Annotated in this window: 22 protein-coding genes; 16 read left to right on the top strand and 6 right to left on the bottom strand. The window is 53.3% G+C overall.

What is annotated here, in order from left to right; translation table 11 throughout:
* Positions 1-45: 45 nt before the first annotated feature.
* Both RW114_RS05115 and RW114_RS05120 read left to right on the top strand, forming a co-directional pair.
* Positions 46-534, top strand: a complete 489-nt coding sequence (locus RW114_RS05115; protein WP_340121641.1) for an aldehyde dehydrogenase family protein — start codon at positions 46-48, stop codon at positions 532-534.
* A 43-nt stretch (positions 535-577) separates the two neighbouring features.
* The gene (locus RW114_RS05120; RefSeq protein WP_340121642.1) at positions 578-1,384 is read left to right on the top strand and encodes an IS5 family transposase; all 807 of its coding nucleotides are present in this window, start codon (positions 578-580) and stop codon (positions 1,382-1,384) included.
* Positions 1,385-1,592: 208 nt separating this feature from the next.
* Here RW114_RS05120 and RW114_RS05125 read toward each other — a convergent pair whose 3' ends face one another.
* Together RW114_RS05125 and RW114_RS05130 are read right to left on the bottom strand one after the other, a co-directional pair.
* Positions 1,593-4,808 carry an HAD-IC family P-type ATPase gene (locus RW114_RS05125; protein WP_340121643.1) on the bottom strand — a complete coding sequence of 1,072 codons (3,216 nt, stop codon included), beginning with the start codon at positions 4,806-4,808 and terminating at the stop codon, positions 1,593-1,595.
* Between the two features lie 63 nt (positions 4,809-4,871).
* The gene (locus RW114_RS05130; RefSeq protein WP_340121644.1) at positions 4,872-5,774 is read right to left on the bottom strand and encodes a heavy-metal-associated domain-containing protein; all 903 of its coding nucleotides are present in this window, start codon (positions 5,772-5,774) and stop codon (positions 4,872-4,874) included.
* Between the two features lie 218 nt (positions 5,775-5,992).
* On the opposite strand from RW114_RS05130, the gene RW114_RS20945 reads away from it, so the two are divergent.
* Positions 5,993-6,088 carry a hypothetical protein gene (locus RW114_RS20945; protein ID WP_422614789.1) on the top strand — a complete coding sequence of 32 codons (96 nt, stop codon included), beginning with the start codon at positions 5,993-5,995 and terminating at the stop codon, positions 6,086-6,088.
* A 571-nt stretch (positions 6,089-6,659) separates the two neighbouring features.
* Here RW114_RS20945 and RW114_RS20950 read toward each other — a convergent pair.
* Positions 6,660-7,100 carry a CsbD family protein gene (locus RW114_RS20950; protein WP_422614788.1) on the bottom strand — a complete coding sequence of 147 codons (441 nt, stop codon included), beginning with the start codon at positions 7,098-7,100 and terminating at the stop codon, positions 6,660-6,662.
* Between the two features lie 408 nt (positions 7,101-7,508).
* On the opposite strand from RW114_RS20950, the gene RW114_RS05145 reads away from it, so the two are divergent.
* The 7 genes from RW114_RS05145 (at position 7,509) to RW114_RS05175 (ending at position 12,549) form a co-directional block, all read left to right on the top strand.
* Complete coding sequence (locus RW114_RS05145) at positions 7,509-7,925, top strand: PRC-barrel domain-containing protein (protein ID WP_340121646.1); 417 nt, start codon at positions 7,509-7,511, stop codon at positions 7,923-7,925.
* A 197-nt stretch (positions 7,926-8,122) separates the two neighbouring features.
* Positions 8,123-8,305 carry a hypothetical protein gene (locus RW114_RS05150; protein ID WP_340121647.1) on the top strand — a complete coding sequence of 61 codons (183 nt, stop codon included), beginning with the start codon at positions 8,123-8,125 and terminating at the stop codon, positions 8,303-8,305.
* Positions 8,306-8,319: 14 nt separating this feature from the next.
* Positions 8,320-9,324: an SDR family oxidoreductase gene (locus tag RW114_RS05155; RefSeq protein ID WP_340121648.1), complete on the top strand. Its 1,005-nt coding sequence runs from the start codon at positions 8,320-8,322 to the stop codon at positions 9,322-9,324.
* A gap of 149 nt (positions 9,325-9,473) precedes the next feature.
* Positions 9,474-10,151 carry a phosphoribosyltransferase gene (locus tag RW114_RS05160; RefSeq protein WP_340121649.1) on the top strand — a complete coding sequence of 226 codons (678 nt, stop codon included), beginning with the start codon at positions 9,474-9,476 and terminating at the stop codon, positions 10,149-10,151.
* A 5-nt stretch (positions 10,152-10,156) separates the two neighbouring features.
* Complete coding sequence (locus RW114_RS05165) at positions 10,157-11,491, top strand: erythromycin esterase family protein (protein ID WP_340121700.1); 1,335 nt, start codon at positions 10,157-10,159, stop codon at positions 11,489-11,491.
* Between the two features lie 36 nt (positions 11,492-11,527).
* Positions 11,528-12,229, top strand: coding sequence for a dienelactone hydrolase family protein (locus RW114_RS05170; RefSeq protein WP_340121650.1), 702 nt, complete (start codon positions 11,528-11,530; stop codon positions 12,227-12,229).
* 26 nt (positions 12,230-12,255) lie between these two features.
* Positions 12,256-12,549 carry a host attachment protein gene (locus tag RW114_RS05175; RefSeq protein WP_340121651.1) on the top strand — a complete coding sequence of 98 codons (294 nt, stop codon included), beginning with the start codon at positions 12,256-12,258 and terminating at the stop codon, positions 12,547-12,549.
* 35 nt (positions 12,550-12,584) lie between these two features.
* Here the strand turns inward: RW114_RS05175 and tnpA are convergent, their stop codons facing one another.
* Complete coding sequence (gene tnpA, locus RW114_RS05180; protein ID WP_340121652.1) at positions 12,585-13,013, bottom strand: IS200/IS605 family transposase; 429 nt, start codon at positions 13,011-13,013, stop codon at positions 12,585-12,587.
* Between the two features lie 76 nt (positions 13,014-13,089).
* Here tnpA and RW114_RS05185 point away from each other — a divergent pair, with 76 nt between their 5' ends.
* The 6 genes from RW114_RS05185 to RW114_RS05210 all read left to right on the top strand — a co-directional run bounded on the left by RW114_RS05185 (position 13,090) and on the right by RW114_RS05210 (position 16,079).
* Positions 13,090-13,287: a host attachment protein gene (locus tag RW114_RS05185; RefSeq protein ID WP_340121653.1), complete on the top strand. Its 198-nt coding sequence runs from the start codon at positions 13,090-13,092 to the stop codon at positions 13,285-13,287.
* 36 nt (positions 13,288-13,323) lie between these two features.
* Complete coding sequence (locus RW114_RS05190; RefSeq protein WP_340121702.1) at positions 13,324-13,692, top strand: HAD family hydrolase; 369 nt, start codon at positions 13,324-13,326, stop codon at positions 13,690-13,692.
* A gap of 30 nt (positions 13,693-13,722) precedes the next feature.
* Positions 13,723-14,511: a ceramidase domain-containing protein gene (locus RW114_RS05195; RefSeq protein WP_340121654.1), complete on the top strand. Its 789-nt coding sequence runs from the start codon at positions 13,723-13,725 to the stop codon at positions 14,509-14,511.
* Between the two features lie 509 nt (positions 14,512-15,020).
* Complete coding sequence (locus tag RW114_RS05200) at positions 15,021-15,224, top strand: hypothetical protein (RefSeq protein WP_340121655.1); 204 nt, start codon at positions 15,021-15,023, stop codon at positions 15,222-15,224.
* Positions 15,225-15,386: 162 nt separating this feature from the next.
* On the top strand, positions 15,387-15,620 hold the full coding sequence (locus tag RW114_RS05205) for a hypothetical protein (RefSeq protein ID WP_340121656.1): 234 nt from the start codon (positions 15,387-15,389) through the stop codon (positions 15,618-15,620).
* 39 nt (positions 15,621-15,659) lie between these two features.
* On the top strand, positions 15,660-16,079 hold the full coding sequence (locus tag RW114_RS05210; RefSeq protein WP_340121657.1) for a CBS domain-containing protein: 420 nt from the start codon (positions 15,660-15,662) through the stop codon (positions 16,077-16,079).
* A 302-nt stretch (positions 16,080-16,381) separates the two neighbouring features.
* Here RW114_RS05210 and RW114_RS05215 read toward each other — a convergent pair whose 3' ends face one another.
* Positions 16,382-16,609, bottom strand: coding sequence for a ChaB family protein (locus RW114_RS05215; protein WP_340121658.1), 228 nt, complete (start codon positions 16,607-16,609; stop codon positions 16,382-16,384).
* Positions 16,599-16,730 (bottom strand): hypothetical protein, encoded by a 132-nt coding sequence (locus RW114_RS05220; RefSeq protein WP_340121659.1) that lies wholly within the window; start codon positions 16,728-16,730, stop codon positions 16,599-16,601. The genes RW114_RS05215 and RW114_RS05220 overlap by 11 nt, the downstream gene beginning before the upstream one ends.
* Positions 16,731-17,096: the final 366 nt, after the last annotated feature.

Here is a 17,096-nt window from a genome sequence, read left to right on the forward strand (position 1 = left end):
AATGTCGGGCATAAACAGCTTGCCCGACCTACGTGACTGGCGCCATTGTCGGCACATCTGGAAGCCATGCAGGAACAGGCCCAGCTGCTTTATCAACTGCCGCTACCGGAAGGTTTGGAGCAGGGCAGTTTTTTCCAGCCCAGTCTGATAGAACTACAGTCGTTATCGCAACTGACCCAGGAAGTGTTCGGGCCGGTATTGCACCTGATCCGCTACCGCGAATCGGAACTCGATCAGGTCATTGCCGCCGTCAATGCGACCGGATACGGCTTGACGCTGGGTATACACAGCAGAATAGATGCCGTCATTAATACCATCCGGCAGGGCGTAAAAGTCGGCAATATTTATGTCAACCGGAACATGATCGGCGCTGTGGTCGGTGTGCAACCTTTTGGCGGGATGGGGCTTTCCGGCACCGGCCCAAAAGCCGGCGGCCCTGATTATCTGCGCCGTTTCGCCATCGAGCAGACCGTCACAACCAATACCGCTGCGATAGGCGGCAATGCCGGTTTGCTTGCTCAGTGCGTGTTTTAAAAGTAGCAAAAATCGCTAACATGTAAAAATAAGCATTTTTGTCATGACGAAAAAGAAGCAGGCCTCAAAAATTAAGCGTTACCCGACAGACTTGAATGATAAAAAATGGGCTCTTATTAACCCGTTATTACCAAGTGCGTTGCCAGGAGGGCGTCCGAGACGTGTGGGGTTAAGGAAACTTATCAACGCGATTCTGTATATTGTTCGAAGTGGGTGTGCTTGGCGATTGTTGCCGCACGAATTTCCTGCATGGCAGACCGTGTACGGTTATTATCGATGTTGGACAACAAATGGAATGTGGCAACGTATTCACGACACGTTGCGTGCTTGGGTTAGGCAGAAAGCAGGGCGACATAAGCATCCAACTGCAGGCTCTATTGATAGTCAAAGCGTTAAAACAACAGCTTTATCGGGTATTAAAGGCTTCGATGCCGGCAAACAAATTCAAGGTCGAAAACGTCACATTCTTGTGGATACACTGGGGTTGATTATGGTCGTTGTTGTGACGGCGGCTTCGGTTCAAGAACGTGATGGATCAAAGCTTATTTTCAAAGCATTTACCGGAAGTTGCAAGAAAATACGTCGCATTTGGGTTGATGGCGGTTATCGAGGCCCCAAGCTGATGGACTGGGTCGCGCAACGCTTCCACATTGTTTTAGAGACGATTTTACGCTCTGATGATGCCAAGGGGTTTCAATTATTGCCGCGCCGCTGGGTTGTTGAAAGAACTTTCGCTTGGCTTTATCGCTACCGTCGATTAAGCAAAGATTACGAGGTGCTGACCGATTCCAGCACTGCCTTTATTCACATTGCAATGATAAATTTAATGCTAGGGCGACTTTGCGACTGACTTTTAAAACACGCACTCAGGATTTGCGCTGATTTAATAACTGTCTTGTTGGGTATTCCTGAAGCCCCGTAGGTCGGGTAACAGCTTTTCGTTGCCCGACATTTTGATGTATGTGAATGTCGGGCATAAACAGCTTGCCCGACCTACGTGACTACGATCATGGCGGATTGCTAGCGCGAATCCGCCTTACAGCGTTGTTACGCTTCGATCATGTCGCAAGCCTTGGGGCGATGACTTGTCGGCCCCATGCGCGACTCGCCAGCTTGCGCAATTCACTGAGCCACAACACCACGCTGGCCATCCCCACGCAGAGCAACCACTGGTCTAACGCGAGCGGCACCGTGCCGAAGGCGAGGTTGAGCAAATCGAGGTTGACGACTGCCACCTGCAACAGCACCGACAACGCGACGGCACCCCAAAGCCACGGGTTGACGAACAGATGTGTGAACGCACTTGTCGTATCCGAGCGCGCGTTGAAGCAGGTGAACAAGCTGGTGAATACGAGCACCGTAAAACCTGCGGTGCGGGCAGTAGCGAGGTCATATGTGCCCTCGATCAGCCCGCCAGGCAGGTAGATGTCGATCGTCAGCAGCGTCACCACGGCTATCACCACGCCAGTTTGGATCACATTCGCCCACATGCGGGCGTCGATCAACCGCTCGCTTATGTGCCGCGGCTTGCGGGCCATGAGGTCGTCAGCGGGCGGGTCGACGCCCATCGCCAGCGCAGGCCCGGAGTCGGTGATCAGGTTGATCCACAGGAGCTGTGTGGCGAGCAGTGGCAGCACTACTACGTCGCCAGCGCCTTTGAGCCCGATCACGCTCGCCCCTACCACGCCCAGGAAGACAGTCAGCACCTCGCCCATATTTGAGGACAGCAGGTAGCGCAGAAACTTGCGGATGTTATCCAGGATGCCGCGCCCTTCGCGCACGGCCTCAACGATCGTCGCGAAGTTGTCGTCGGCGAGGATCATCTTGGCCGCTTCCTTGGTCACCTCGGTTCCGGTCACCCCCATCGCGATACCGATGTGGGCTGACTTCAGCGCGGGTGCATCGTTGACGCCGTCGCCGGTCATCGCGACGATGTTGCCGTCGGCCTGCAATGCGTCGACGATGCGCAGTTTGTGCGCGGGCGACACCCGTGCGTAGACGGACGTCTTGCGCACCGCCTCGGCGAATCCAGCGTCGTCCAGTGCGTCGAGCTCGAACCCAGTCAGCGCCGGGACATCGGCCTCCACGATCCCGAGATCCGCGGCGATGCGGGCGGCGGTGCGCGGGTGGTCGCCGGTAATCATGATCACCCGGATGCCAGCCCGATGAGCCTCGCGAATGGCAACCACCGCCTCCTCGCGCGGAGGGTCGATGATGCCCACGGTGCCCACGAACACGAGGTCGCGCTCCAGCGATTCCGTAACTTGCGGATCCTCGCTCGGCGCGAGGGAGCGGTAGGCTACGGCCAACGTGCGCAGCGCCGCCTCGGTAAGGGTGTCGACATCTGCCAGCAGCCGCGCACGCAGCGCGTCATCGAGTTCAACGATCTCCATCCCCACCCTTACCCGGGTGCATCGCTCGAGCAAGACGTCCGGGGCACCCTTGGTGATTACCACGACTTCGTCGTCGTGCTCGTGGTCGAGTTCTATCGTCGACATCATCTTGCGATCAGACGTAAACGGGATTTCGCCGATGCGCTCGAAACGCTGCTCGCGCCGCTCGGTAACGCCCAGCTTGCGTTCGGCCACCAGGAAAGCCGCTTCGGTGGGGTCGCCATGAATCTCCCACTCGCCGCCCGCCCCCTGGCGCAGGTCGGCGTTGCCAGCCAGGCTGCCGCCGCTGAGCATGACGATCAACTCATCATGCAGCGCTCCGGCAGTGAGTTCGGCACCTTCATGCTCGACCCGCCCCTCGGGCGCGTATCCCACCCCGGTCACATGGGTGCCGCCCGATGCGGTCATGATTTGTACGATGGTCATTTCCCCGCGGGTCAGGGTGCCGGTCTTATCCGAGGCGATAACCGAGGCGGAGCCCAGCGTTTCCACCGACGACAGGTTCTTGACGATGGCGTTGTGCTTCGCCATGCGCTGCATCCCCAGCGCGAGCACTACCGACAGGATCGCCGGCAGCCCCTCGGGCACAGCCGCCACCGCCAGAGCCACGCCGAGCAGCAAGACGTGAATAACATCGGCTGCGTTGCGGATGTCGGAGATCAGCAGGATGGTTCCCACCACCACCACGGCAATGATGACGACCGCGATACCCAGCATGCGCCCGACACGTCCGACTTCTTTCTCCAACGGTGTCGGCTCGTCCGCAGTGGCCTCAAGCATTGCGGCAATCGAACCCATCTCGGTGTCCATCCCGGTCGCCGTGATCACGGCGCGACCGGTGCCCTGCGCCACGGCCGTGCCCTTGAAGACCATGTCGAGCCGATCGCCGAGCGGCGCCGGTTCACGCAACGTGGCGACATCTTTGAGCACAGCCTCGCTCTCGCCAGTCAACGTGGCTTCCTGCACGCGCAGTGATGTAGCCTCGATCAGGCGCGCATCCGCCCCGATGGCGTCACCTTCGCCGAGCACGAGCAAGTCCCCACGCACCAGCTCGGCGCTTGGCACCCGCAGCACCTGCCCGTCACGCAGGACCGCGGAGGTCGCCGCGGTCATCCGGGCCAGCGCGGCTACGGCGTTCTGTGCCTTGGCTTCCTGCATAAAGCCCAGCACCCCATTGAACAGGACAACGATCGTGATAACAATCGCATCCACCGGCCAGCCGCCCATGCCCTCAATGATCCAGGCGATGAGGGCGATGGTGATGGCGGCGAGCAGCAGATAAACCAGGGGATCATGGAAGTGCGACAGGAAGCGAAGCCACGCTGGCCGCCTCGGAACAGAGCGGAGTTCGTTGCGGCCGTTTTCCGAAAGGCGGCGCGACGCCTCCTGTGAAGTGAGTCCGTTTTCGAGGTCTGCGCCGAGAGTCCTTACCACTTCGTCCGCATCCTTGATGGACGGGTCATCGAGTCTGCCTGCCTTCGCCATGGCGGATGGGGGGGTTGGAGGCGGCGCGCCCGGCGTTGTGTGGCCCGCTTGGTCGTCGACTGCGGGAGCAGCCGGTGCAGGCACAACAGCTACGGGCGTTGAAGCGGAGGTCGGAGCCGCTTCCGGCGTTGGTGTTACAGCATGCTTTTGTGCAGGCTCGTGTTCGCTCTCATGCTTGGGTAGGGGTTCGTCTGCGGACTGATGCCCGCGTTGGTGCATGAGTACCTTGATATCGGCGACTTCGAGTCGAGTTTCGTCGTAACGCACCGTGGCGTTTCTCGCAGCGTAATTCACCGTAGCGCTTGCTACCCCCGGCACCTTGCCAATCCGCTTTTCTACTTCGTCCACGGTCAATACCGACAGCATGTCGCGCACTCCAATGACGCTCGTTTTCATCGCACTTCCTTAATGGTCGTCATCTTCATTCAAGGTATTCGGATCCGGATCCATGACGTCATCTCACCGCAGTCTTTTGCTCCAGAATCCCCATGCGATTCCATGGAGTGCGCCAAACACAAAACCAGCGACGGTGAACAGCGCGAATCCCGTCAGGAAAGCGAGAGGACTACCGGAGATTGGCAACGGACTGGCCGGCGCAAGTGCAGCAAGCAGCCCGAAGGGCGAAAACAGAACGTCGAAAATGGCGCATAAGATATATGCCACACTCAGAGTCATCGTCAGCGAAAGCGCATGTACTTTCCAGGAGTCAGCTTTTGGCTCAGCGGCTGTGGGCGTTGAAGATTTCGCGTCGGGAGCGGCTTTCGGCGCAGCAGCTACGGGCGTTGAGGGCTTCGCGGCCGACGCGACCGGGGACGGTTTCGGCGGAGCAGCTACCGTTGCTGATGACGGCGCGCTCGGCGTCGCTTTGTCCTGTTGTCCGTCCCCTGCACGAACAATCGGTGCGGGCATGGCGGCGGGGGCAGCTTTCGGTGCTGCAGGTTCCGGCGTTGTAGGCTGCGCGCTCGGCGTCGCTTTGTCTTGTTGTTCGTCTCCTCCGGGAACAGCCATCGCGGGCACGGCGGCGGCCGCGACAGTGGAAGTTTTTGGCACAGCGGCTACGGGCGTTGAAGCAGAGGCCGACGCAGCTTTCGGCGTTGGCACTGCAGCACTCGTGCGTGCGGGCTCGTGTTCGCTCACATGCGTGGGGTGGGATTCGCCTGCGGTCTGAGGCCCGCGTTGGTGCACGATCACCTTGATATCGGCGACATCGAGTCGGGTTTCGTCGTAGCGCACTGTGGCGTTTCCCGCAGCGTAATTCACTGTTACGCTTTCGACACCCGGCACCCCGCCAATCCGCTTTTCCACTTCGTCCACGGTCAATACCGACAGCATATCGTGCACTTCAATAACGCTCGTTTTCATCGCACTTCCTTAATGGCATTAAAAATGTCTTGTTACATTTCCGATCACTTCGCAATCTGGCCGTTTTCGAGGTTTGAGCCATAGTATGCGAATACGATTTGTTGACTGGCCTGGGCACATTGACCAGCATGGTCGGCTGGGCGGGCTTACCGTCAATGGATTTATTTTCACGCGAACACGCAGACAAGACCGGTTGCCGCGTTCATGCCTACGTGCTGATGACCAATCATGTCCATCTGCTGATTTCCGCAAAACGGACGGAAGCGCCGGACACCTTGATGAAAGCCCTGGGTCAGCGCTACTTTCTTTCTTGATGAAAGAAAAAACTTGCCTATGAGCTTAGTGCCGGTATTGCGGTCTTCATACAGGTACACGTCGTTTGAGCCATTGAGCCTGAATACACGATACCCCGAGCTACCCGAGGCGCCGCTGATCTGCGGCTGAATGTCATGCTGGAGATAACCGTGCAGAGGGTCGTGTTCCGATAGCCGCCCAAGATAAATTATGTTCATTGTTGTTTAGTTATCTCCGATGGCTATCGACGCCGATCCAATTTGACCCATGTGCCGGGATCTCATTGACCCAAGCATCAGGCTTGTGAACCGTTGCCAGCATTTGGATTGTAAGGATTTGACATAGGTCAGCCCAGTTTCGGCATCTGGGTCAATTCTCGATTGGCCGCAACACACCTCACAATTTGGTAAAAAATGCCCTCCTGATTTAATGGAGGGCATTTCAGAATTTCAACACTTTAGTTGAACGGCTCGTCGGAAACCGAAGCGGTTTTTATTGAACCGCTACGACAGAGTTTTTACTCACTCTGTGAGTGCCGAGTTTCGTTTATCTACGAACTTGGTTGCGATTATGGTCGATCCCGATTACTTTTCAACACTGTACCTGTTCGCGTGTTTCTTGCTGGCTTCCTCCTCTTGTTCTGTGGCTTGGACCGTATGTCCATGGGCTACCAGCGCGTGGTGTGCTGGCAGCTTCGTCGTCGCCAGATTCGTGGAGCTTGGCGGCTTCCTTGTGATGCTTGGATGCCAGTTCGTGGTGTTCTGCCGCTTTCTGATGATGTTGCTGCGGAGTTTTCTTTTGCGTTGCTTCCTGGTCTATGGAGTGTTCCATTGTTTTCTGATGCTCTTGCCATGCGGTAAGCTGTTTCTCCGCTTCGTCCTTGGAGATGCCGTACGATTCCTGGATTTTGCCGGCAAGTTTATCGCGCTTGCCTGCAATCACGTCGAGCTGGTCATCGGTGAGCTTGCCCCACTGTTGCTTGACGTTACCCTTGAGTTGTTTCCAATTTCCTTCAATACGATCCCAGTTCATGATGGATTCCTTTATGTATGGTTGATTGAGAATTGCGACCCATAGCAGCAAACGGAGGAAATTTTTTGGCCTCTATCTCTTGACCGTAATATTGATCATCCCCCTTTCTCAAAACCTTCTCTGTGCGCTGGCACACAGAGAGAGAGAGCACTTATAGCCGTCGTCGTCACCCTAGTGTAGTGCTTCGTTCTTCTTGGAACTTAAGCAGTAGTTGGCGCGGATGACTTTTTGCAGGATGTTATTTGTCTTGGCGGTATTTCCGTTTTTGAATTGTAGAAGTTATGACATATCCTGTTTGTTTAGGATTTCCATCGTCGAGCTGAAGGTATTTAACCAAGTATGTTAGGTACCGCACAGAACATGCGCGTTTTCCAATTTATGCTCATATCTTTTAAAGGAGAAAATAGTATGAACTATCTGGATCGCGATACCTTTGGTATGTATAAATCCCACGATGAAAAAGGTCCCGACCCCTCGCTAATGGGTGCCGATACATTGATGGGCAACGATGTCTATAATCACAAGGAGGAAGACCTCGGCGACATCAAGGAAATAATGCTGGACATGCGCAGCGGCAAAATTGCATACGCTGTATTGTCGTTTGGCGGATTTCTCGGTATGGGCGAAAAATTATTCGCGGTGCCTTGGAAGGCTTTGACGCTTGATACCGTGAATAAACGTTTTATTTTGAACGTGGAAAAGGATCGCATAAATGATGCGCCCGGCTTCGACAAGGACGCTTGGCCTGATATGGCAGATCTAACTTGGGCGGCTGGAGTCCATTCTTACTATGGCACCAAACCGTATTACGATCCGCTAGCGTAAACATCCGGATTAAATTTAGGATCAGTCATAAATGTAAAACCTGCCGACACATACGCGTGAGAGTTTTTTGACAGTCAGAAGTGAGCTTCTCCCGAAATTTAGGCACTTGCGTCGAGGATATTTTGGCTCGTACGGTTGAATTTCCTATCCTTCCCGGCCTCCGCTCTCATGGGCATATTCATTTCAGGAACAACACCATGCCTCAAGGAGATAAGTCGGTCTACACCAGCGAGCAAAAACGCCAGACCCGGCACATTGAAAAAGGCTACGACAAAAAAAGCGTGTCCAGGGGCGAAGCCGAAGCACAGGCTTGGGCCACGGTGAACAAAACATCCGGTGGCGGCAAAAAATTCGGCTCGGGCAGCCGCAAAAAAGCATAAACTCGGGGGCAGCTATGGCGATGAAGAAACCTTTAAGCAGTAAGAACAACAACAGCCGTGGGACCGTGCGCACGCAGCGTGCGATTCAGGCCGAGCAAGATGCCAAGGACAAAAACAAAAGCAGGACAACCAAGTCGGCCACCAAGGCAGTACAAGCCGGCGCGCGGCTGCAGCCGGAACTCCCGCTGCCCGCCCAGCATCTGGAAAAACCCGGGCGTGAAGCCGACCTGCAGCTCAAGCCCCGGTTCTTGGCACCTGGCTATGAAGGCAGCAACAAGCTGCGCGGCAAGGTCGCACTGATCACCGGCGGCGACTCCGGCATAGGTCGCGCTGTGGCTGTGTTGTTTGCTCGTGAAGGTGCCGACGTGGCCATTGCCTACCTGAACGAAGACGAGGACGCGCGGGAGACCAAACGTTGTGTTGAGGCGGAAGGCCAGGCCTGCATACTGATTCCGGGCGATGTCAAAAAATCGGCCTTTGCCCGCAAAGCCGTTGAAAAAACCATCAAGGAATTCGGCCATCTCGACATCCTCGTCAACAACGCCGCTTTCCAGGAGCACGCAGACGCACTGGAAGACCTGAGCGAAAAGCGCTTTGAAGAAACCTTCCACACCAATATCTTCGGCTACTTCTACATGGTCAAAGCCGCCTTGCCGCATCTGGGCAAGGGCGCCTGCATCATCAACACCGGCTCGGTGACCGGGCTGGAAGGCAGCGCCACACTGCTCGATTACTCGGCCACCAAAGGCGCCATCCACGCTTTCACCAAATCGCTGGCCAGCAACCTGATCGACAAAGGCATCCGGGTCAACGCCGTCGCGCCCGGCCCGGTGTGGACGCCGCTGAACCCGGCGGACAAGTCAGCTGAAGATATCCAGACCTTCGGCGAAGACACCGACATGAAACGCCCGGCTCAGCCCGAAGAAATTTCGCCAGCCTATGTGTTTCTGGCCGCACCGGTTTGTTCAGGCTACATCACAGGTATCGTGCTGCCCATCACCGGCAGTGTCGGCCCCTGAGTTTCACCCTACACCGCCGAAAGCGGCCAGACGGATCTCAGCGCGGCACGCTGCTGCTCGCCGCCGAAAGCTCGCGTTTTAGAATCAAATCGGGCATCAGCCCAATGAATAAAGGCTCAGGACGCTATAAATAAGGGGAGGTTTAACAAATGTTATTCAGAGATAAAACCGAAGCAGGCAGGATATTAGCGGATCGCCTTGCCGCTTACGCCAATTATCCGGACACAATGGTTCTTGCATTACCGCGTGGCGGTGTCCCGGTTGCTTTTGAAGTTGCTGAAGCGCTCAACCTGCCCCTGGATATTTTTGTGGTGCGAAAACTAGGCCTGCCTGGTCACGAGGAGTTCGCGATAGGGGCGATTGCGTCCGGCGGTGCGCGGGTACTGAACCAGGATTTGATACGCCAGCTATCGCTCAGCGATGAAATCATCGAGCATATCGTAGCGCGTGAGCAGCGTGAACTTGAGCGTCGTGAGCGAACATACCGTGGTCAGCGCCCAATGCTGGATGTCCGCGACCGTACCATTATTATCATAGACGACGGACTGGCTACCGGTTCAAGCATGCGTGCAGCCATTGCGGCCTTGCGCCAGAAGCGGCCGGCAAAGTTAATTGTCGCCGTTCCGGTGGGAGCGCGCATGACCTGTTCTGAATTAGAGGCGCTTGCAGACGAGGTCATATGTCTCGAAACGCCTGAGAATTTCAGCGCGGTTGGATTATGGTACAGAGATTTTTCGCAGACCACGGACGAGGAAGTAATTGACCTGCTTGAAAGAAATCGGAAGAACAGCGAAGCGAGGAATATTAATCAGGAGGCTGGCCTGTGAACACGATGCCCGATAGCGTATTGATTGATCTGATAAAGGCGGATGCGCACCCTCTGATCGGGGATCACAATGATTATGATGCCCTCATGTCGATTGTTGGTGATGCGCGCCTGGTTCTACTGGGCGAAGCCTCGCACGGGACGCATGAGTTTTATCGCGAACGCGCGCGGATTACTGAACGGTTGATTAAAGAAAAGAATTTCACGGCTGTTGCTGTCGAAGCCGATTGGCCTGCCGCCTATCGCGTTAATCGCTATGTGCGCGGCATATCAAATGATGTCTCGGCAGCCGAAGCACTGGCTGATTTCAAACGTTTCCCGACCTGGATGTGGCGCAATGCCGATGTACTGGATTTTATAGGTTGGCTGCGTGAGCATAACGATGCTCTGGATTCCCCGAACAAGCACGTCGGCTTTTATGGACTTGATCTCTATAGTCTTTACAGTTCTACCCGCGCGGTGCTGGATTATCTCGACAAGGTCGATTTGCAAGCGGCCCGGCGGGCACGCTACCGCTATAGCTGCTTTGATCACTTTAGCGAAAATATTGAAGCTTATGGCTACGCAGCCAGCTTTGGACTAAACACCTCATGCGAGCAACAAGTGATCGACGAGCTGATCGATTTGCGGCAGCAGTTCGCGGCATACATGCGGCAGGACGGTCACGTGGCAGCGGATGAATTTTTCTACGCCGAACAAAATGCCAGACTCGTCAAAAATGCCGAAGAATATTATCGCTCGATGTTTCAATCACGCATATCGTCCTGGAATTTGCGCGATCGCCATATGGCGGAGACACTTGATGCATTGATTAAGCATCTTGATCGGCAGGAGCAACACAGCAAGATTGTATTGTGGGCGCATAACTCTCATCTCGGTGATGCACGAGCCACTCAAATGGGTCAAGGCGGCGAATTAAATGTAGGTCAATTGGTACGCGAGCGGTATAACCAGGAAGCCGTGCTGGTCGGGTTTACTACACATCATGGCACGGTAACAGCCGCTTCGGGATGGGATAACGGCGCCGAACGCAAGCATATACGCCCGGCGCTATCTAACAGTTACGAGGCATTGCTGCATCAAACTGGCCTGTCATCTTTCCTGCTGCCGTTACGCAATAACAAAACATCAGATTATTTACGCGAGCCGCGCCTTGAGCGTGCGATCGGGGTGATTTATTTGCCCGAGACCGAGCGTAGCAGTCATTATTTTTTTGCAAGTTTGCCCGAGCAGTTCGATGTCGTTCTCCACTTTGACGAAACGCGTGCAGTGGAGCCTCTGGAGAGAAGCGCACTATGGAAAGAAGGCGAAGTACCTGAAACTTTTCCATTTGCCGTGTAGCGCGATTTACAAATATTGAATTCCGTGGAGGCCAAAATGAATCTTCAGGAACAAAAATTGGTTCACGTTTCGGCTGGCCCAGTCGAGCTTGAAGGCAATTTAAGCTTACCGTCAAATGCCAGCGGAATTGTATTGTTTGCGCATGGCAGTGGCAGCAGCAGGCACAGCCCGCGTAATCGATTCGTGGCGGAGCAATTACAGCGGGCAGGGCTGGCAACGCTGCTGATCGATTTGTTAACAGCAGAGGAAGAGATTGCTGATCGCTCCAGTGGCCATTTACGTTTTAATATTCAATTGCTGGCGCAAAGACTTGGATATGTGACGGATTGGCTCAAGCAGAATCCATCAACCCGTGCACTGAAAATCGGCTATTTCGGCGCGAGCACCGGTGCCGGCGCCGCGCTGCTGACGGCGGCCGACCATCCTCAGGATGTGGCCGCCATCGTTTCCCGCGGTGGCAGACCTGATTTGGCGGGAGACGCGCTGTTGCGGGTCAAGGCACCCACGTTGCTTATCGTCGGAGGAGAAGACCATGATGTGATTCGTCTCAACGAGACCGCACTGGCACAAATACCCGGAGAAAAACGGCTCGATATTATTCTGGGTGCAACACACCTGTTCGAAGAGTCGGGTACGCTGGAACAAGTCGCCAGCTTGGCGCGCCAATGGTTTGAGCGGTACCTGATCTCTACCACAGCGCATCCGAATTCAGCGAGTTTCGCGAAGAGAAATGTTTAAATCCCACACAGAAGGAGCTTAAATCGATGACAACTACATGGATATTAATTGCAAACCGTAGCAGCGCGAGTTTGTTTGAGAGTGATTGGTCGGGCAAATCGATGCGCCGCATACAAGATATCCCCCACCCTCAAGGGCGGATGCAGAATCAGGATATTGATGCTGACAAGCCGGGCCGTAGCTTTGATAGTTTTGGGCAGGGTCGCCATGCCATGAGTCCCAAACAGGAGCCCACTGAACATATTGCACAACAATTTGCGCTGGATTTGGCCGAACTGTTGACTGAACAACCACCAGCTAAAGCTGGTGGGTTCGTATAATGGACTAAAGTCCGGATACGGGTCATAAGACCCGTTCATGTTTCCGTCCTAAAATTATCATCTCCTTTCGGTTCAAAATGATGCTCCAGATAATTTTTTATCATTTCATCTGTCAACTCACCAGAAGTCACGCAAAAGTAACCCCGTGCCCAAAAGTGACGTCCCCAATAGCGCTTTTTCAAATCAGGAAAACTTTCGAACAGCTTCATCGAACTTCTTCCTTTAATCCGTCTCATAATTTCGCTCGGTGCCAGATTGGGTGGCGCAGATAGCAAAACGTGGACATGATCCTGGCTGACAACGCCTTTCAGAATTTCTATCTCAAAGGCTTCACACGTTTGCCTAATCAGCTCACGAACTTTCAAACCAACGTCACCTTTCAATACCTTGTAGCGGTATTTTGTGACAAACACAAAATGATATTGGATTTTAAAAACAGTATGACTTCCATAAAGGTAATCCATGTGCCCACCTATTTTTCAGTTCAGAGCAATATCATACGGCAAAAAATCATAGATAAATCTGACCGCCTGAAAGGCGGTGGTTTTAACCTTACTACGGACTAATAAAGGCCGTGTCACTCATGCTTACGACAAACTCGTCCTTATGGCTGAGCCAAAATTTCTCGGGATACTACGCGCCGCCTTGGATAAAAACACTGCATCTCTAGTAGTCCAAACCGTGAACAAAGAATTGCTTGATGTAAAAGAAGAAGATTTAGCTGAATATCTCAAATAACTCATTTCTCAAAACACTCGAAAAGGGTACCGGCAACTGCACCCGAAATATCATCTTGCAATAATTTCCGATGGTCAGACCGCCTACGCAGTCCCAGAGCTGAACGCCGTCGGGCTATCTGGATATTTCGACCCGATCATAGTCTCGGGAGACTTCGGGTACCGCAAGCCCGACGAACGCCTGTTCGCAGCAGCATTGACCGCCATGAAAATGGAGCCGTCGGAGGTTCTGTATGTGGGCAACGACATGTACCGCGATGTTTATGGGGCGCAGAAACTCGGGATGAAAACGGTCTTTTTCAAGTCAAACCAGGGGACGCAGGAAAAAGAGGGCGTAAAGCCGGATTACATTATTTACAATTTTCCCGAGTTGCTAAACGCCATCCGCTTCTTCGAGGAGCAGTGAGTCACGGGCAACCTGTCAGGAGGCTCGCCGATGCAAGAACCGAATAAACAAACCACCCTGTCTTCCTTCGGAACCGGCTGGCGGCATGTCCTGTTGTCGTTCATTGTAATCGGCTCACTGGCGTCCATGCTATCGATGCAGCCCTTTGGACAGAATCCGGACTATCATGACTTTGCCGACCGGCGCGCATTTTTCGGCATTCCAAATTTCTTTGATGTCATGTCGAATATCCCTTTTCTGCTGGTCGGGATGGCGGGCATGAGCTTCTGTTTTGGAAATCGTTTGGTGAGTTTTCGACCTGCATGGCTTACGTTTTTCGCAGGCGTGGCGATTGTCAGTGTTGGTTCTGGGTATTATCACTGGAATCCCACCAACGAGACGCTGGTCTGGGACAGGCTGCCTATGACAATTGGATTCATGGGATTATTCGTAGCGGTCTTGGCCGAGTATGTGAGTGCGCGGCTTGGCAGATTTCTTTTGGTGCCTGCGTTACTGATGGGTTTATCCAGTGTATTTTATTGGCACTGGTTCGATGACTTGCGGTTCTATGTGTGGATTCAGTTTATCCCGCTACTGACAGTTCCGGTTGTAATGGTGCTGTTCCGACCGAGGTACTCCCACCAATGGCTGCTCCTGGTGGCTCTTGCGTGCTATATGCTAGCCAAACTCTCGGAAGCTTATGACCGGGAGGTGTTCATGTTCACTCAGAGTCTTTTCAGCGGCCATTCGTTTAAACATCTTCTGTCGGCATTGGGTTGTTTCTCGGTGCTGGTGATGCTCAAAACGAGGAGACCGGTCGACGATGAGTCCACCCCATAATTCCATTTCCCGATCAATAGTGCAATATCGTAGGGGCGTGATTTATCGCGCCTTTCTTCTGATACATGAACAGATCAGGGCGCGATAAATCACGCCCCTACCGAGTTATTTGACCTTTGAAATAGAATTGAAATAACAACACGCTCGAGAAGGATCGGGCAACCCGATGCACGAAGTGCCAACCCTCTCAGCACGGCTATTGAATGTTTGCTTCAGAGTAGATCGATTGGCTGGTTTGGGTCGCCCGTCACCAGTGTCTGCTCTGGGTGACTTGAATAAATTGACCTGAACGTAAAGCCCCACTGTCCGCTTTCAAGATGGCTATAAACATAGCTCGACGGGCAAGTCCGTGTCAGGAAGAGACCGTGAGCATTTCGCACTATGTGTGCTGGCGCACTGTTTAACCGCGCTTGAAAGCTTATGGTGATGTGCTATGACGTTCGATCAATTCTGCGTCATGCACGTTGGATTTCAATTCATCAGTATTTTCTAAGAAAGGAACAAACATCATGTCAAATACCAAAGAAGCTAGCGGTCTCCATAAACAGGCTGCAAGCGATCATGAAGAAGCAGCCAAACACCATCGCAAAGCAGCGGAATGTCACGATCAGAACAAGCTGAGTGATGCTAAGGTCAGTTCCAAGAGCGCAATGGATTGTTGCAATAAGGCACAAAAGCATTCGGCAACTGCATGCGAGTGTTCGGCCAAGTAATAACTGCGTGAAAACGGCTGCTGGTTTTAGGACGACTCAGATTTTGATTGATAATTTTAAAGCTGATATCAACTGGAACCAGCGGTTACAAAATGTGCGCACGGTTGACGCCTGACGTGAAGCCGGACTAGGGCGACAACCAATTCAACAGAGGAGAAACTTATGGCTAAATGCGATGTATGCGGAAATGAATACGATAAATCTTTTCAGGTGATGGCCTTGGGTAAAACCTATACTTTTGATAGCTTCGAATGCGCGATCCACGCACTTGCGCCCACCTGTGCGCATTGCGGTGTACGCATCGTCGGGCATGGCTTGGAAAACGGCGGCCGGATGTTTTGCTGTAATCACTGTGCCGCGAAGGAGGGCGTGACGGAACTGCGCGATCGTTCGTAAGTCGCGTTTTTTATTGATGTTTGAGACAAGGAGATAGATATGCAAAAGCTTAAAGATTTGATGAGCCGTGATGTGCAGATTATTAGCCCGGATGGAACGATCAAGGAAGCTGCGCAACAAATGCGCAAGGGTAATTTCGGAATGATGCCCGTGGGAGAAAATGATCGCATGATCGGTACGATATCGGATCGCGACATTGCCATTCGCGCCGTGGCCGAGGGCAAGGATCCGAGCACCAAGGTGCGCGAGATCATGTCCGAAGGTATCGTCTGGGCATATGAGGAAGATTCCGTGGACGATGCGGTAAAGCTCATGAGTGATCACCAGATTCGGCGCTTGCCGATTGTAAACGCCGATAAGCGACTCGTGGGAATCGTGGCGCTGGGCGATTTTGCCGTTGAGAGCGCCGATATCGAGATCGCCGGTGAAGCGCTTTCGGAGATTTCGAAACCCACGTGATTTAATCCGGCTGCCGCCATGAACAAAGGCGGTACCGGTTTTGGACTTGACACTTCCCGCACTGAGTTTCGCGCTGTCGCTCGATCGCATCATGAACGGCATATGCCGGCCTTTCTTCGGTTGGGTGTCTGACACCATCGGCCGCGAGTTGACCAGGTCCATCTTGCCAATCAAAAGGGCCACGCTCGATTTATTTTTCTGTCTAAACTATTTCGAGCCTGGTTCCTTTAATTGCTGACATGCCATAGTATCCGGGAAGCAATTTTTACATTAGCTTCCCAGATACACTCTACACACTACAATCATTCTTTTGCTGTCCACGCATCACCGGTCTTTTCATATTTTTTCTTCACCGCTGACCATGCCACCTTATGCGCCGTTTCTTCCTGGGAAGCATCGCCCCGGCGTTCTCCAGGGCTCGCATATTCCTGCCAGGCGTGATTAAATGCTTCCCGGTAAATATCCTGTGCATGGGCAGGAAGTACATGGGTTACATTTTCTGGTAAATCTTTATTGGTTTTATAGGGCATAACATGACTCCTTGGGCTTGATGGTTTCGAGGATACGTCCAATGATCTCGCCCACCTTGCCGCTTCTGACGAGGGAGTTGAAAGGCTCAAGTGGGAATTCGACAGTAAGTAACATTTTCATGTGATGACCTCCTTTTGTTGCGGCATTTGAAGGCGGTGCCGCATACGCCTAACGTTTCGAGCTAAGCACCGCTTCTCTGTGAACTTTAAAGTTTCAACAGTTTTTCGGATTTCTTAACCCTTTAAAAAATCATCAATCTCTGATGAAGCGTGTGCTTGAGCGAGGCGTTAGGCCACGCGACTGGACGGTGTTCGATACGCAAAAAGCCGCCAAGTTTTGCAAAACACCGGCTTGTTTATCGAAGTAGACGCGGTGTATCAACTTCAGTTATGCACCGCGTCTACTTCGATAAACTAATAGCATTTTTTGCGGGGGTTGGCAAATTTTTGTTTAAAATCAACGCTATCGCCCAATCGTGGGGCTTAA

The organism is Methylobacter svalbardensis (assembly GCF_037671525.1).
Lineage (GTDB): Bacteria > Pseudomonadota > Gammaproteobacteria > Methylococcales > Methylomonadaceae > Methylobacter_A > Methylobacter_A svalbardensis.

Bases quoted from the DNA above. Each gene is read 5' to 3' on its own strand.
- RW114_RS05220 (WP_340121659.1), bottom strand. From the start codon at position 16,730: ATGAAAATGTTACTTACTGTCGAATTCCCACTTGAGCCTTTCAACTCC.
- RW114_RS05145 (WP_340121646.1), top strand. From the start codon at position 7,509: ATGAACTATCTGGATCGCGATACCTTTGGTATGTATAAATCCCACGAT.
- RW114_RS05165 (WP_340121700.1), top strand. From the start codon at position 10,157: ATGCCCGATAGCGTATTGATTGATCTGATAAAGGCGGATGCGCACCCT.
- RW114_RS05175 (WP_340121651.1), top strand. From the start codon at position 12,256: ATGACAACTACATGGATATTAATTGCAAACCGTAGCAGCGCGAGTTTG.
- RW114_RS05215 (WP_340121658.1), bottom strand. From the start codon at position 16,609: ATGCCCTATAAAACCAATAAAGATTTACCAGAAAATGTAACCCATGTA.
- RW114_RS05200 (WP_340121655.1), top strand. From the start codon at position 15,021: ATGTCAAATACCAAAGAAGCTAGCGGTCTCCATAAACAGGCTGCAAGC.
- RW114_RS05205 (WP_340121656.1), top strand. From the start codon at position 15,387: ATGGCTAAATGCGATGTATGCGGAAATGAATACGATAAATCTTTTCAG.
- RW114_RS05125 (WP_340121643.1), bottom strand. From the start codon at position 4,808: ATGAAAACGAGCGTCATTGGAGTGCGCGACATGCTGTCGGTATTGACC.
- RW114_RS20945 (WP_422614789.1), top strand. From the start codon at position 5,993: ATGACCAATCATGTCCATCTGCTGATTTCCGCAAAACGGACGGAAGCG.
- RW114_RS20950 (WP_422614788.1), bottom strand. From the start codon at position 7,100: ATGAACTGGGATCGTATTGAAGGAAATTGGAAACAACTCAAGGGTAAC.
- RW114_RS05130 (WP_340121644.1), bottom strand. From the start codon at position 5,774: ATGAAAACGAGCGTTATTGAAGTGCACGATATGCTGTCGGTATTGACC.
- RW114_RS05155 (WP_340121648.1), top strand. From the start codon at position 8,320: ATGGCGATGAAGAAACCTTTAAGCAGTAAGAACAACAACAGCCGTGGG.
- RW114_RS05170 (WP_340121650.1), top strand. From the start codon at position 11,528: ATGAATCTTCAGGAACAAAAATTGGTTCACGTTTCGGCTGGCCCAGTC.
- RW114_RS05210 (WP_340121657.1), top strand. From the start codon at position 15,660: ATGCAAAAGCTTAAAGATTTGATGAGCCGTGATGTGCAGATTATTAGC.
- tnpA (WP_340121652.1), bottom strand. From the start codon at position 13,013: ATGGATTACCTTTATGGAAGTCATACTGTTTTTAAAATCCAATATCAT.
- RW114_RS05120 (WP_340121642.1), top strand. From the start codon at position 578: ATGACGAAAAAGAAGCAGGCCTCAAAAATTAAGCGTTACCCGACAGAC.
- RW114_RS05160 (WP_340121649.1), top strand. From the start codon at position 9,474: ATGTTATTCAGAGATAAAACCGAAGCAGGCAGGATATTAGCGGATCGC.
- RW114_RS05195 (WP_340121654.1), top strand. From the start codon at position 13,723: ATGCAAGAACCGAATAAACAAACCACCCTGTCTTCCTTCGGAACCGGC.
- RW114_RS05150 (WP_340121647.1), top strand. From the start codon at position 8,123: ATGCCTCAAGGAGATAAGTCGGTCTACACCAGCGAGCAAAAACGCCAG.